At 61.3% G+C, this 14,390-nt stretch carries 10 protein-coding genes; 2 read left to right on the top strand and 8 right to left on the bottom strand.

Going from position 1 to position 14,390, the window contains the following annotated elements; all coding sequences use genetic code 11:
* The first annotated feature begins 14 nt into the window (after positions 1-14).
* Positions 15-2,123, top strand: coding sequence for a glycoside hydrolase family 97 protein (locus HEP73_RS08900; protein WP_185822908.1), 2,109 nt, complete (start codon positions 15-17; stop codon positions 2,121-2,123).
* Positions 2,124-2,724: 601 nt separating this feature from the next.
* The gene (locus HEP73_RS08895; RefSeq protein WP_185822907.1) at positions 2,725-5,499 is read left to right on the top strand and encodes a TonB-dependent receptor; all 2,775 of its coding nucleotides are present in this window, start codon (positions 2,725-2,727) and stop codon (positions 5,497-5,499) included.
* A gap of 590 nt (positions 5,500-6,089) precedes the next feature.
* Here the strand turns inward: HEP73_RS08895 and HEP73_RS08890 are convergent.
* The 8 genes from HEP73_RS08890 to HEP73_RS08855 all read right to left on the bottom strand — a co-directional run bounded on the left by HEP73_RS08890 (position 6,090) and on the right by HEP73_RS08855 (position 14,343).
* A complete protein-coding gene (locus tag HEP73_RS08890; RefSeq protein WP_185822906.1) occupies positions 6,090-7,700 on the bottom strand; it encodes an alpha-glucosidase in 1,611 nt (536 codons plus the stop codon).
* Between the two features lie 361 nt (positions 7,701-8,061).
* Entirely contained in the window at positions 8,062-8,331 is a 270-nt protein-coding gene (locus HEP73_RS22750; protein WP_345776854.1) for an XVIPCD domain-containing protein, read from the bottom strand.
* 100 nt (positions 8,332-8,431) lie between these two features.
* Positions 8,432-8,920 carry a DUF4189 domain-containing protein gene (locus tag HEP73_RS08880; RefSeq protein ID WP_185822904.1) on the bottom strand — a complete coding sequence of 163 codons (489 nt, stop codon included), beginning with the start codon at positions 8,918-8,920 and terminating at the stop codon, positions 8,432-8,434.
* A gap of 36 nt (positions 8,921-8,956) precedes the next feature.
* Positions 8,957-10,051, bottom strand: a complete 1,095-nt coding sequence (locus tag HEP73_RS08875) for a TrbL/VirB6 family protein (RefSeq protein ID WP_185822903.1) — start codon at positions 10,049-10,051, stop codon at positions 8,957-8,959.
* Positions 10,052-10,139: 88 nt separating this feature from the next.
* Positions 10,140-10,916, bottom strand: a complete 777-nt coding sequence (locus HEP73_RS08870; protein WP_185822902.1) for a hypothetical protein — start codon at positions 10,914-10,916, stop codon at positions 10,140-10,142.
* A gap of 72 nt (positions 10,917-10,988) precedes the next feature.
* A complete protein-coding gene (locus tag HEP73_RS08865) occupies positions 10,989-13,460 on the bottom strand; it encodes a VirB4 family type IV secretion/conjugal transfer ATPase (protein ID WP_185823359.1) in 2,472 nt (823 codons plus the stop codon).
* A gap of 171 nt (positions 13,461-13,631) precedes the next feature.
* Positions 13,632-13,943 (bottom strand): VirB3 family type IV secretion system protein, encoded by a 312-nt coding sequence (locus HEP73_RS08860; protein ID WP_185822901.1) that lies wholly within the window; start codon positions 13,941-13,943, stop codon positions 13,632-13,634.
* On the bottom strand, positions 13,936-14,343 hold the full coding sequence (locus tag HEP73_RS08855) for a TrbC/VirB2 family protein (RefSeq protein WP_185822900.1): 408 nt from the start codon (positions 14,341-14,343) through the stop codon (positions 13,936-13,938). The genes HEP73_RS08860 and HEP73_RS08855 overlap by 8 nt, the downstream gene beginning before the upstream one ends.
* Positions 14,344-14,390 lie beyond the last annotated feature (47 nt).

The following is a 14,390-nucleotide window of genomic DNA, read 5'->3' as shown; positions in this document are numbered from 1 at the left end:
CCTTGGGAGGGGATATGCCGCAGCTTCACGCCATCTCACGCGTGCACAAGGCGCCACGCCGGTCGCTGCTGCTCGCCGCTGCGCTGCTGTGCATCGCGCCGCTGCTGCGCGCAGAACCCAGGACCGTGGCCAGCGTGGACTCGCCGGGCAAGGTGCTGCAGGTCGCGCTGCAACTGGACGACGGCAAGCCGAGCTACCGCGTGCAGCGCCTGGGCGACACCGTGATCGGCGAATCCAGACTGGGCTTCCAGTTGCGCGACGGACGCCTGGACCGCGATCTGGCGGTGCTGGCGCAGGCCACGCGCAGTGTGGACGAGACCTGGGAACAACCGTGGGGCGAGCGCCGCTACGTGCGCAACCACTACAACGAACTGCGCGTGGAGCTGGGCGAGCGCAGCGGCCAGCGGCGGCGCTTCGCGGTCGTCTTCCGGGTCTACGACGACGGTCTCGGCTTCCGCTACAGCTTTCCGCAGCAACCGGGTCTGCGCGAGGCGATCATCGACGAGGAATTGACCGAATTCGACATCGTGCCGGAAGCGACCGCATGGTGGATCCCGGCCGGCGAGCCGATCCACTACGAATACCTGTACCGGCAAACACCGCTGAACCAGGTCGCGCTGGCGCATACGCCGATCACCTTGCGCAGCCGCGACGGCCTGCACATCGCCCTGCACGAAGCGGCCCTGGTCGATTACGCAGGGATGTGGCTGCGCCGCGGCGACCGCCAGCGCCTGCACGCGCAGCTGTCGCCGTCGGCGCAAGGCTGGAAGGTCAAGCGCAGCCTGCCGTTCGACACGCCGTGGCGCACCGTGCAGATCGCCGACCACGCCGGCGGCCTGGTCGACTCCGACCTGATCCTCAACCTCAACGAACCCAATGCGCTGGGCGACGTGAGCTGGGTGCATCCGGCCAAGTACGTGGGCGTGTGGTGGTCGATGCATTTGAACCAGGCAACCTGGGCGACCGGACCGAAGCACGGCGCGACTACCGCCAACACCCGCCGCTACATCGACTTCGCCGCCGCGCACGGCTTCCGTGGCGTGCTGGTGGAAGGCTGGAATCCCGGCTGGAACGGCGAATGGTTCGGCAACGGCGGCGGCTTCGACTTCACCCGGTCGACCCCGGATTTCGACATCCAAGCGCTCAGCGCATACGCCGCCAAGCGCGGCGTGCGCCTGATCGGCCACCACGAGACCGGCTGCGCGGTGCAGCACTACGAAGACCAGCTCGACGCCGCTCTCGACCTGTACGCACGCCTGGGCGTTGACACGTTCAAGACCGGCTACGTCTGCGACGACGGCCAGGTGGATCGGCGCAATCCGGCCGGCGGGCCACTATGGCGCGAATGGCACGACGGCCAGTTCATGGCGCAGCATCACCTGAAGGTGGTGCGCGAAGCCGCGGCGCGGCACCTGTCGGTCAACGCGCACGAGCCGATCAAGGACACCGGCCTGCGCCGCACCTATCCCAACTGGCTGTCGCGCGAAGGTGCGCGCGGCATGGAATACAACGCCTGGGGTCAGCCGCCGAACCCGCCCGAGCACGAGGTCAACCTGGTCTTCACCCGTATGCTGGCGGGGCCGATGGACTACACCCCGGGCATCCTCAGCCTGAAGGGCCGCGACGGCCAACCGATCCCGAGCACGCTGGCGCGGCAGCTGGCGCTGTATGTGGCGATCTACAGCCCGATCCAGATGGCCGCCGACCTGCCCGAGCACTACCTGCAGCACCGCGACGCGTTCCGCTTCATCGAGGACGTGGCGGTGGACTGGGACGACAGCCGCGTCCTCGACGGCGAAGTCGGCGACTACGTGACCATCGTGCGCAAGGACCGCCACAGCCGCGACTGGTACCTGGGCAGCATCACCGACGAACACGGCCGGGTGCTGCCGGTGTCGCTGTCGTTCCTGGAACCGGGCGTGCGCTACCGCGCCGAGATCTACCGCGACGGCGACGCCGCCGACTACCGGCACAACCCGTTCGACTTCGTGCGCGAGCAACGCGAAGTCGGCAGCGGCGACCGGCTGGAGCTGAAGCTGGCACCGGGCGGCGGCCAGGCGATCCGCTTTACGCCGCTGGACGCGGCGACCGCTGCCAAGGGCGATCCAGCGGCTCGCCAATAGCGCATTTCCATTCCGGACCGAGTCGCTGGATGACGTTACCTGTAGGAGCGGCTTCAGCCGCGACGGGCTTTACCGACAAGGCCCGCCAAGATCGAAGTCGCTTAACAGCCTGCACTCGCTCAGGCGATCGGCAAAGCTCTGCGTCGGACGGATGACTGACGCATCCGCGCAACGCCGCCTTTTCCGTCACCCGAGCATGCTGCGCGCAAACGCCTGCCGCCCCGGCCCATCAAGCGGGTCGCGCCCCGTATCCGCATCTTGCTCCCAGGCCTCCGCTCTCCCCATCGGCATGCGTCGACTGCCGCCGCTGCCTGCAGGCCGCGCGTCCACGCACTTCACAGCGCACTGCGCCGCAAATTCCCGCACACCGACTTGGCGATCGCGACACGCCCATGCTTCACCGCCACACGACATCGCCACCGTGGAATCGATTCCAATGCGATGACACCCAGTGAATACGTATGCAGGCCGCGTTCGCAGCGGATTGCCGTGTCTACCATACGTCGCAGTCGCGTCACCGAAAACCGGTGGCGCGATCCCTACATCCGGCCGATCTTCCGGATCAGAAAATTTGCACGACAACATTGCCTGGGAGGGGAAAATGTTGAACCACAAGCGCAATGCGCTGACGCTGGCGTTGGCCATCGCCATGACGCCGATGCTGGCCGCCGCACAGTCCGAGACGCAATCCGGCACCGCTGCTGCGCCGGCGCAGAACCAGGTCACCGAACTGGACAAGGTCCAGGTGACCGGCATCCGCCGCGGCATCGAGAACGCGATCGCGGTGAAGCAGGACGCCACGTCCATCGTCGAGGCGATTTCGGCCGAGGACATCGGCAAGCTGCCGGACGTGAGCATCGCCGAATCGCTGGGCCGCCTGCCCGGGCTGGCCGCGCAACGCGTGGCCGGTCGCGCCCAGGTCATCAGCGTGCGCGGCCTGTCGCCCGACTTCGCCACCACCCTGCTCAACGGCCGCGAAGTGGTCAGCACCGGCGACAACCGCAGCGTCGAATTCGACCAGTACCCCTCGGAGCTGGTCAACGGCGTGACCGTGTACAAGACTCCCGACGCCGCGCTGGTCGGCCAAGGCCTGTCCGGCACCATCGACATGCAGACCGTGCGCCCGCTGAGCTTCCCGGAACGGGTGATCGCCGTCAGCGGCCGCCTGCAGAAGACCTCGCTGGGCAAGGCGGCCGACGTCGACGCCTACGGCAACCGCTTCAGCGCCAGCTACATCGACCAGTTCTTCGACAAGACCCTGGGCATCTCGATCGGCTACGCGCACAGCGACAACCCGATCCAGGAGAACCAGGTCGGCCTGTACGAACCATGGACCACCGAGCACACCGACGCTGGCGAACGCGCCGGCGTCGCTCCGGGCACCTACTTCTCCGACGGCATCAAGGCCTTACGCCGCACCGGCAACAACAAACGCGACGGTGTGATGGCCACCGTGCAATTCCGCCCGTCCAGCACCTGGACCAGCACCTTCGATGCGTTCCACACCGAAGCCGAACAGATCGACACCGCCAACCAGTTCGAACTGAGTCTGAGCGGCAACGGCGAAGATGCCAGCAATCCGAATGCGCTCCTGCCGGTCTTCAGCAACGTCGGGCGCAACGCCGACGGCACCTTCACCGGCGGCACGCTCTCCAACGCGTATCCGCTGGTCAGGGGCATGTACAACAAGCGCAAGGACAAGATCGATGCGTTCGGCTGGAACAACGCGTTCAACTTCGAGAGCGTCAAGCTGGTCGCCGACCTGAATTACTCCAAGGCCACCCGCAAGGAGACCAACCTGGAGAACAACCTCCAGCTGATTCCGCGCCCGCAGTTCGACACCATCGGCGTCGCCGTCAGCCCCGACGGCTTCTCGCAGATCCGCCCCGGCCTGGACTATTCCAATCCCGATGCGCTGTTTCTGACCAATACCATCTACGGCTCCGGCTACGGCAAGGTGCCGCAGATCGAAGACCGCCTGAAGGGCGGACGCCTGTCGGCGACCCTGCCGGCGCCGCAGGCCTTGTCGTGGTTCTCGGATATCGACGTCGGCGTGAACTACGCCGACCGGCGAAAGCAAAAGACTCAGGCCGAGGGCAATATCCTGCTCGGCGCGCAGGGCGAAACCAGCATCGCCAGCGATCTGCAATACGACCCGGTGAACCTGGGCTTCGCTGGTATCGGCTACATCCCGGCCTGGAACGTGCCGGCCGCGGTCGGGCGCTACATGACGTTCAATCCGGTCACCGATCTCGACTATCTGATCCCGAAGTCGTGGACCGTGCAGGAAAAAATCACCACCGCCTGGCTACGCGCCAACATCAATACCGACATCGGCGAAGTCGCCGTGCGCGGCAACATCGGCGTGCAGATGCAGCACACCGACCAGAGCTCGCAGTCCAGCTACTTCGATCGCTCGCGCCCGGCTGGCCAGAACGTCCTGCCGATCGATTCGGGCAAGACCTACAACGACTGGCTGCCCAGCTTGAACCTGGCCTTCGCGTTTCCGCACCAGCAGACCCTGCGCTTCGCGGCCGCCAAGCAGGTCGCACGCCCGCGTGTGGACCAGATGCGGGCCGGCCTGGAGTTCGGGGTCGACACGTCCACCGGCAGGCCCGGCGGCAGCGGCGGCAACCCGCTGCTGGATCCGTGGCGCGCCACCGCGCTGGACCTGTCATACGAGAAATACTTCGACGAAAAGGCCTACGTGGCCGCGGCGATCTTCTACAAGGACCTGAAGAGCTACGTCTACACGCAATCGCGCGACGACTACGACTTCTCCGACTTGGTCGCCAGCTACGTCGTGCCGCCGGGCATGACCGCACCGGTGCAGACCATCGGCACGTTCTCCTCGCCGCAGAACGGCAAGGGCGGCACCCTGCGCGGCCTGGAGCTCACCGCTTCGCTGCCGCTGGACATGCTGACCGACAGCTTGCGCGGCTTCGGCGTACAGGCCAGCGCCACGTTCAACGACAGCGACATCAAGATCCTCGACCCAGAGAGCGCCTCCAGCGTGGGCTCAGATCCGATCAGCCTGCCGGGCCTGTCCAAGCGGGTGTACAACTTCACCGCCTACTACGAGCGCAACGGCTTCGAAGCACGCGTCAGCCAACGCCGGCGTTCGGACTTCATCGGCGAGATCGGCAACTTCAACGGCAACCGCACCCTGCGCTACGTGGTCGGCGAGAACGTGACCGATGCGCAGCTCAGCTATACCTTCGGCGACAGCAGCACATTGGGCGGATTGACCCTGCTGCTGCAGGCCAGCAACCTGACCAACGAACCGTACCGCACCTATGCAGGCAGCAAGGACCGTCCACTGGAATACACCGAGTGGGGCCGCACCTACGTGCTCGGGGTGAACTACAAGTTCTAGGCCAACGCTCCGTGCCTGCAGCAAGCCCGCCGGCGCGATGCCGGCGGGCTTTTTTTGTGCCCAGTGTGCTGTGCCGCGACGCACGGCGAGACGTATCGATCCGCCAGTCCGACTTGGAGCAAACCGGCGATGCCGGCGCGAAAATAATGATGGCGCAGGCGATTGCCGCCCGTCTTTTGCCTATGCCAAATGCACAGTGGCCAGGGCTGCACCGATGCCAGTGTCGGTGTCGTCCGCAACGAGACGGCCATATGCATCGCAAGAAGCGCTTTCGCCCAAGGAGCGTGGACAAGCAAGACTTCAGTCAGGGCAACGGCTTGTGTGCACGATAGGACAACGCAAGCCAATGCTTCGCAACCCGCTCGCGCTCTGGGCGCTGCCATGGCGGCACCATGCGGGTTTTGGATATGTATCGCGAGCAGCGGTCCGCACGTTTATATCGAGCGCAGCGGCATGCAGGAAACAGGCGAACGTCCTGCGCCATGGAGGAACTCTGCACTGCCAGGCCCGACAGCGTCAGCCATCGGGAAGAAGAACGGCGCTTTCGCGGCCTGGCACCCAGACAGCGGAACTGGAGGATTGCGCGACGGCTACACGCCTTCCAGGCAAACCATCGCATAACCGGGCAGCTGCAGGCCGCCGTCGACCTTACCTGTGTCGATACCAGGCACTGCCAGCTGTCGCCATTGCCCCTCGGACAACGCCACCTCGGCCGCTTGCGCCGACAGATTGAATGCCAGCAGCAGCGTCTGCTGCGCATGCCGGCGCTGGAACATCAGCACCGGCTCGGCGGTCTCGACGAACACGATATCGCCTTCGCGCAAAGACGCATGCTGTTTACGCCAGGTCTGGAACTGCTGGAACGCGATCAACACCGAATGCGGATCGGCCAGCTGCGCCGCCACCGACTGCGCGCGATGCGCCGGCGCCACCGGCAACCACGGCTTCCCGGTACTGAAGCCGGCTTGCGCGCTGTCGTCCCACGGCATCGGCGTACGGCATCCATCGCGGCCCTTGAAGCTCGGCCAGAATGCGATGCCATACGGATCCTGCAGTGCCTCGAACGGCACCTCGGCTTCGTCCAGGCCCAACTCCTCGCCCTGATAAACGCACACCGAACCGCGCAACGAACACAGCAGCGCGATCAGCAGCCGCGCGAACGCAGGCGTCTGCGCGCCGCGCCCCCAGCGCGTCACCGCACGCTGCACATCGTGGTTGGAAATCGCCCAGCACGGCCAGCCTTCGGTCATCGCCACTTCCAGACTCGACACCGTCTCGCGGATGTAGCGCGCGCTGAAATCGTCGGTCAACAGCTCGAAGCTGTAGCCCATATGCAGATGCCCGGCCCGCGTGTACTCGGCGGTGGTGGCGAGCGAGTCCTCGGACGAGATCTCGCCCAGGCTCACCGTGCCTGGATAGCGATCGAGCAGACCGCGCAGCTTCTGCAGGAACGGCAGGTTCTCCGCCTGCGTGTTGTTGTAGTAGTGGTACTGGAACGCATACGGATTGTCCGGACTGAAGCCCCGCCCCACCCGTTTTTCCAAAGGCTTTGGCGGATTGTCCCGCAGCAAGGGATCGTGGAAGCAGAAATTGATCGCATCCAGACGGAACCCATCGACCCCGCGCGCGAGCCAGAACTCGACATTGTCCAACGTGGCCTGCTGCACCTCGGGATTGTGGAAGTTGAGGTCCGGCTGCGACGACAGGAAGTTGTGCAGGTAGTACTGGCCGCGACGCGGCTCCCACTGCCAGGCGACGCCGCCGAAGATCGACATCCAGTTGTTCGGCGGCGTGCCATCCTCGCGCGCGTCCGCCCAGACGTACCAATCGGCCTTGGGATTGTCGCGGCTCTGGCGGCTTTCCTTGAACCACGCATGCTCCACCGACGTGTGGCTGAGCACCTGATCGATCATCACCTTCAAGCCCAGCGCATGCGCCTTGGCCAGCAAGCGATCGAAGTCATCCATGGTGCCGAACAGCGGATCGACCTCGCGATAGTCTGCGATGTCGTAGCCGAAATCGGCCATCGGCGACTTGAAGAACGGCGAGATCCAGATCGCGTCCACGCCAAGCGACGCGATGTAGTCCAGCTTCTGCACGATGCCGGGCAGATCGCCGATGCCATCGCCGTTCGCATCGAGAAAGCTACGCGGATAGATCTGATAGATGACGGCACCGCGCCACCATGGAGCCTGAGTCATGCAACGCCCCCCTTCGGGCAGAGATCACGCGCGCAGTGGGCACGCGGAAAGCTGCGTTAGGGTAACGTCGATGTGCGAATCGAACAGACGCTTGCATACGTATTCAGCGAAAACGGACCGTGACTTCGGAGATAACAAGCGGGCAACTATTGGATCACCATCGCCCGCGTCGCCACACAGACAATCAGCGACGCATGCAGCGAATTCACCACCAATTCCATCGCCGATTTCCGCGACTAGCCAGTGGTCACCTTGTAATCCTTGAACAAGATACACAGCGTCAGCACGCACATAGCCGTCGCCGTCGCCCACCACGACATGCGAATCAGTGGCGACCACCGAGCGCGCAAACCGTTCAAGTTTATCGCGCCATCGAGGGCGTCGGCTCTCTCGACTCAATTTGCTGCGTCTGCGCCTCACGCACTTCCTCTGCCATCTGCCGCGTGCATTCTTGCAACGACTGCACTTGCGCCTGTTCGCGATCCACGTAAACCCGGTGCATCGCCGGATCGTTAAGCTCGCCCTGAACGCCGATCAAGCCACGGCCATCCTTGCGCAGCACAACGTGATCGATCTGATCAAGAGCGTTGACCTTTGCCCCAAACGCCATCTGTCCGGCAGCCTGCTCCATAGCCTGGCCATCGGCCAAACCGCCGCGTTCACCCAAGCCTTCCAACTATCGCAAGACACCGGCACACAATGAAACATCCAAAAAACATTGAAGATTATATTCAATACTTTTTAAAGACAGGCTCTGAACACTCGGATAAAGCCACTCTACACTCGCCTTTTGCAGACGCCTCACATTTAGACTTCGCTCGACTGACCGCTTCCTCTACAGTTGCTGCAGTAACAAACGTAGTTCCGGCTCCATCCACGGGATAAACCGCCGCAACGCACTGATTGTTATAGGTGAAGTCGACGGTGCATTTTTTTGCACCAGAACTCTGGCAGTTTTGCAACGCAACATCTTCGGCTTCTTCTTTGGACAACCTACCCGAACTCACGCCACTCTTGCCGCTTGGCGAAGTTGCAATACTTCCCCATGTTTTAATCCATTCCCCCGTAGGGCGTGGAGGCGCTGCCCCCTGATCATCAGGAAGACATTGAGCGCTCCCAGGCTGGACTCCACCAGGACAGCGAGTCTGTGCAAACGAGGCGCTCGAAAATACAAAAAAAACGACGGGCAATAAAATTGCCCTATATCTAATAAAATTCATGCCATTGAACTCCAAAAAATAAAAACATCAAAAATTCTATGAATTTAAATTGTTAGCCTTACCAAGCCGTCCCGGCTCTTGCTGAGGTGAGGAGGATTGAGCACCAGTGACTGTATGATTCATAGTATTAGCGGTTGTTTCTTGCCGTGCTGTAGTGTTATGAGCCGGCGCCTGCGGCGTATAAGGCTGCCCCGTCGCCGGGTCCTTACCTACCTGACCCAGCTGCGAATACGCATTGAACTGCCCCAGGGTGCCCTGGAAGAACGCCGCCGCCATCGGCGGTGCGGTCAGGATCAGCGTGCTCAGTACCAACCCGATCCCTCCCTGCTGCAACGCCATGCTCATCACGCCCTCGCCTGCTGTGCCATTGGTGGCCGCCCACTTCGCAATGAATCCCGCCGCTACCGCCGTCGTCACCTTCGTCGCCAGGCTCACCGTGAACGTCAGCACCGACAACGAAAACATCGTCCCGATCCCGTACAGCAACCACTTCTGGAACAACGACTTCGTCGCATCAAATAGCAGGCACAGGATGAACAACGGCCCAAAGCCGATGAACAAGGCGATCGCCAGCTTGTTCAGCAGCAACAGCGAACCGCCCACCACGCCAGGACCGGCCATGCCTATGCCCGAGAACATCCGCGCCCGATCCTTCTCCTTGTCGCGCTCCGGATCGCCCGCCGTATTGATCTGGTCGATGATCGTCATCCCCACCTGCATCAGCGCCAGGTTCTTGTCGATCTCCTTGTACGGGCTGTCCGAACTCCCCGTCACCGTTTTCACGATCGCGCTGCTCAGCCCGTCCGTCGCCCTCCAGTAGAGGCTGGTCTCGTCTCCGTTCGGTTTGGCCGCGGACACCATGCCCATCGCCACACCGACAATCAGCGATGCGCGCAGCGACGTCACCACCAACTCCATCGCCGACTGTCGCGACTGACCGGTGGCCACCTGGTACCCCTTGAACAAGACCCACAGCGTCAGCGCACTCATCGCCGTCACCGTCACCCACCACGACATGCGGATCAAGAGCGACCACTGAAAATAGTCGATCTCGTCGCGCAGAAAGTTGTTGATGAGCGTAAATAAGGCGTAATTGCCAAGGTTGCTCAACAAGCTCGTCACATCCGGCATAAACTACTCCATAGCGCGGCGCATTCATCGCTGAACGCAATTCCTACGAACCGATCCCCTAAAAAAGGACTCGGCACAATGCGAATCATCAATCGATGTCTAATTTCTGGAAACCCTTGGGTTTCGACGACTTTGCGGTTTCCAGCGCTCCTGTCATGACCGCACCGCCAATCATTTTGCTCGCTATGTCTCCCAGCCCGGTCCAGCCCGGGAACAAACCATCGGCCTGCGCTCCGTCCGCCGATGGCGGTTTCTGGCCATTCATCGCGGCCCGCGCCCCCGCCGACTGCACATCGTTCAGAAATGCAAGGCGCTTTTCATAGGCGAACATGGCCGCCTCGGTCTGTTGGCGGTCGATGTCCATCAATGTCTTCAAGGCGATCAGCTTGTTGGTGTTGTCTTCGAGTTTGCCGATTTCTTCCGGCTTGATATTCTGGCGCTCTCTCTCGATCACGCGCAGGCGTTCCAGCCGCTTGGCGGTGATGTCGTACATCGCAACCATGTAGTTGTATTGCGAGTTGCGTGTGCGCGTGATGATTTCGCAAGTCTTCTGCTGTTCGGTGGAAACAGACGTACCCGACGTGGATTTCGCACATTGCGAAATGCCCTCGTCGTCTTTCCTCTTTACGAGCGTTTCCTTCGGCTTTTCAACTTCTTCCCCGCTCGGTTTTTCGCCTGTGCTTTTGCCGATATAGTGGTTATCGCGGATGCTTTTGAGCTTTCCATCCAACGTATTGGTATTTTCTTTATTCTTGTCAATTTGCGTTTGGTCAATCACCCTCCAGTCCGCAAGCGCCGTGACAGGCGCCAGCGCGCAAAGCGCGAACAAGACAAAGACGATGCGGAACCGATTGGAAGATTTCATAGTTCTGTCCATAAACACCTCAACACTGAAACTTGTAGGAGAACATAGCGATCACGATCCAAACGAGCGCCATCAGACGACTGTGGTAGCACCGCGGCTATCCGAAGGCGACGGCTTCCCGGATGCCGATTTTCCGGACCCCTTGCGCTTGGCATAAAATTCGCCGAGCCATTGCTCGGGCGTTAGATCATCCGGCGCCACGCCATGTACCTTGGCTTTTTGCTCAAGCACCTGGTGCATGACTTCGATATTGTCGGTAGAGGCCGAGATGACGGCCAGCGCATCGTCCATGCCGCGCAGATTGAGCTGGCAGACCGACGAGCCATGACCCTGCTTTACCAAGAAGCAGCGCGAGCGTTCGTCGAGATTGACCACCACCTGGTACTCGGCTTCGGTGAGCTTGAGACCTTCCATGTAGTCTTCCTTGCTGGCGTTGGGGTTCGGGAGCAGGATCATGGTGGCGGTCTGCTCGACCAGGGCCGCCGAGATGTCGCTGGCCAGCGCATCTTCCGGGCTCTGCGTGGCGAAGATGCCCATGCCGTTCTGTTTACGGATGGTCTTCTGCTTGTTCTTGGCGAATTCCTTGAGCCCGCCCTTGCCGTCCAAGATTTTCCAGAACTCGTCCATGACGTAGATCAGCGGGCGTCCGTCGATCAAGGCCTCGAGGCGGTGCAGCAGATAGTTGATGACCGGCACCCGCACTTCCGGGTTGTCGATAACGTCGGTGTAGTCGAAGCCGATGATGCTGGCCTTCTCCAGGTCGATGGTATCGACCGGATTGTCGAACACCCAACCGTGCGAGTTGCCCGCGGTCCACTTGCGCATGCGCGCATACAGGCCGTCGTCGCCCATATTGGGCAGGCTCTTGCGGAAGTTGGTCATGCTGCGCAAGTGCATGGGCGTATCCAGCATGCCTTCTACACCGCGGAAGATGTCCTCTTCCTCGCGCGAGGTGTACTCAAGCTTGCCGGCCAGGACCTTGACCAGGTCGGCCAGGAACTGCAGGTTGGCCTCGCTGCGCTCGCACTGGAACGGATTGAAGCCGGTCGGGCGGCCGTTTTCCAGGGCCAGATAGTTGCCGCCGCAGGCGCGCACGAAGATCTCCGCGCCGCGATCCTTGTCGAAGAAGAAGATGGTCGGAATTGGGTCGAACTTCTGCACCTGGCTGAGCAGGAAGTTGATCAGCGCCGTTTTACCGGTACCCGACTTACCGATGACCATCGTATTGGCGATCGCCTTTTCGCCCAACGAATTCTCCGCCGGATGCGTCGCGTGGAAATTGAAGTAGTAAGGCTGCCCGTTGGTGGTCTGCAACGTAGTGACGCACTCGCCCCACGGGTTGTTGTCGCGCTTGCCCTGGGCAAAATTGTGCAACGGGGACAGGCCAAGGAAATTCAGCGAACTGACGTTGGCCAGGCGCGTGCGGTACTTCCAGTTGCCGGGAAGCTGCGCATAGAAAGACGACGTGATGGCAAGGTCTTCTTTTGTGGAGACGAACCCGGCGTTGGACAATTCTGCACGGGTGGTCGCGGTCTGTTGCGACAGCTTTTCCTGGGAGTCTGCATAGATGGCGATGGTGAAATGGTATTCGCCGAGCACGAAATTGCCCGACGACAGCTGGTCCATCGCCAGGTCCAGTTCGTGGATCTGACTCACCGCCTTGTCGCCAGACGAGATCATCATGCCCTTGGTCCGGTCCAGCACCTTCAGCGCGTCGTGGCGCCCCATCGGGCTGAAGGAATGGGTCACGACATATTCGAAATCCAGATACTTCAGACCATTCAAGATGCCAGGATAGGTTCCATCGGTGTATTCCTTGATGTTCAGGATCGCACCGAAGTGGTTGACGCCTTCGGGCGTCTTGATCACGAAGTCGCCGGTCTTGTTGGCGAACATGTGCTTGCTGACCGGCAGGTAGGCGGGAACCGGCGCCTGCAGCACGGGTACCGGCTCGTCGATGCGATTGATGAGGTAGCCGAAGAACTCGAGCGCCTCGGAGAACACAACGCCGTTGCTGGCTTCGTACATGCTGAGCCGGTAAGGCGAATAGTCCTTCAACACGGCTTCGACGTTGCCGGCCAACTCCAGGATCTTGGTGATCGCCTGATCCTGCTCGTTCTGCAGCTGTGAGATATCCGACGATTTGTTCATCAGCCGCTTTCCCGTGACCACGGGGCGGTAGATCATGGTCAGATACAACTCATTCTGCATGATCTTCTGCGAAGAAAGCGCGCCATAGTATTCGTCCGACAGCGCCTGATTGAAGGCCTGGCGGAACTTGCCGCTCGACTTGATACGCCGGCGGCGGCGAACGTCATGCACCCAGAAAGCTACGTTGGCGAAGTCCGGCGCGCGCAAGGTCTGCAGCATCCGGTTGAAGGTATTGTGGCGATGCTCGATCTCCCACTCCTCGCGACCGACGAACGGCAGCCCTCCCAGATGCCAGGTCAACATGAAGTCTCCCCCCGTCGTCTTGAGCACCGAAGGCGCCACATGCGTGGAGATGGAGATGAATTCGCTGATCGAAGTATCTGGAATGAACATAGTGGGATGACTCTGAATCCATTTCGTCTTGCCAAGGCCCGACTCGATTGAGGCGGGAACAATCAAACAATCACCTGTCTACGCGCGCCCTGTCTGCGGCATCGCGGAAACCGAACAACCCCATGCACGAAACCGTTCGTGCATGGGGTCGAGGCACACTGCCAAGTCGGGCTACGGCTTGGCGCCTGGAACATTTCTCCTGTATTCATTGGGAGAAAATACCCACATGCCGGAATAGCGCTGCAGGTTGCGCACTCGCATCCTTAGCATCCAGCGCAACCCAAGCATCCTGAATATCATCTCGTCGCGCTTGGTCATCTGCTGCATGACGAAGACGATCACCGGAATGAACAGCAGCAGCCACATATTGAAATAGATACCCATCAGAAAGCCGCCGCCCGCGCCGATGAAGAACGGGATGTAAGGCACCCCGAAAAACATCGCAGGTCGGGTGCAGCCCCGGAAAAGTACGTTCTTATGCATAGTGCAGTGCGTGCTGGATCATCTGAATCGCTGCGGTGGCCTTGCACTCCGTCTGACCGGTATCGCCGATCAGCATCTTGGCCAACTGACCAGCCGCACCGATTAGCACGCCACCCAGCAGCACAGGCGCCACTTCGGAAACACGCTTGTGCGCGAAAGCGATCTGGTAGCCGGCGAAGACGACCGCGATGGTCACGACGACGACCGAAGCCATATTCAGGATATTGTTCGTCTTGCCCAGAAAGCCGCAAACCTTGGTATCTGCGCCAGCATACATATCTCCACCCGACGCCATGGCGACGCCAGAGGCGAATACAGCAGCGGTGAAAAATGCGGCCTTCAACGCGGCCATGCCGACTACCTTCGCGTTCGAATTCACTTCAAATTGGTTGAACTTCATGGTCTATCTCCTTAAGTGGAACAGAGGGGTATCGAGAAAAGCCATTC

Source organism: Xanthomonas sp. GW, from assembly GCF_014236815.1.
GTDB lineage: Bacteria > Pseudomonadota > Gammaproteobacteria > Xanthomonadales > Xanthomonadaceae > Xanthomonas_A.
This window is presented reverse-complemented; position numbering and strand designations above follow the sequence as displayed.

What these genes read in the sequence shown, in the direction of transcription:
- HEP73_RS08870 (WP_185822902.1), bottom strand. Translation starts at nt 10,916, where the DNA reads ATGAAATCTTCCAATCGGTTCCGCATCGTCTTTGTCTTGTTCGCGCTT.
- HEP73_RS08855 (WP_185822900.1), bottom strand. Translation starts at nt 14,343, where the DNA reads ATGAAGTTCAACCAATTTGAAGTGAATTCGAACGCGAAGGTAGTCGGC.
- HEP73_RS08880 (WP_185822904.1), bottom strand. Translation starts at nt 8,920, where the DNA reads ATGAATTTTATTAGATATAGGGCAATTTTATTGCCCGTCGTTTTTTTT.
- HEP73_RS22750 (WP_345776854.1), bottom strand. Translation starts at nt 8,331, where the DNA reads ATGGAGCAGGCTGCCGGACAGATGGCGTTTGGGGCAAAGGTCAACGCT.
- HEP73_RS08860 (WP_185822901.1), bottom strand. Translation starts at nt 13,943, where the DNA reads ATGCATAAGAACGTACTTTTCCGGGGCTGCACCCGACCTGCGATGTTT.
- HEP73_RS08900 (WP_185822908.1), top strand. Translation starts at nt 15, where the DNA reads ATGCCGCAGCTTCACGCCATCTCACGCGTGCACAAGGCGCCACGCCGG.
- HEP73_RS08865 (WP_185823359.1), bottom strand. Translation starts at nt 13,460, where the DNA reads ATGTTCATTCCAGATACTTCGATCAGCGAATTCATCTCCATCTCCACG.
- HEP73_RS08890 (WP_185822906.1), bottom strand. Translation starts at nt 7,700, where the DNA reads ATGACTCAGGCTCCATGGTGGCGCGGTGCCGTCATCTATCAGATCTAT.
- HEP73_RS08875 (WP_185822903.1), bottom strand. Translation starts at nt 10,051, where the DNA reads ATGCCGGATGTGACGAGCTTGTTGAGCAACCTTGGCAATTACGCCTTA.
- HEP73_RS08895 (WP_185822907.1), top strand. Translation starts at nt 2,725, where the DNA reads ATGTTGAACCACAAGCGCAATGCGCTGACGCTGGCGTTGGCCATCGCC.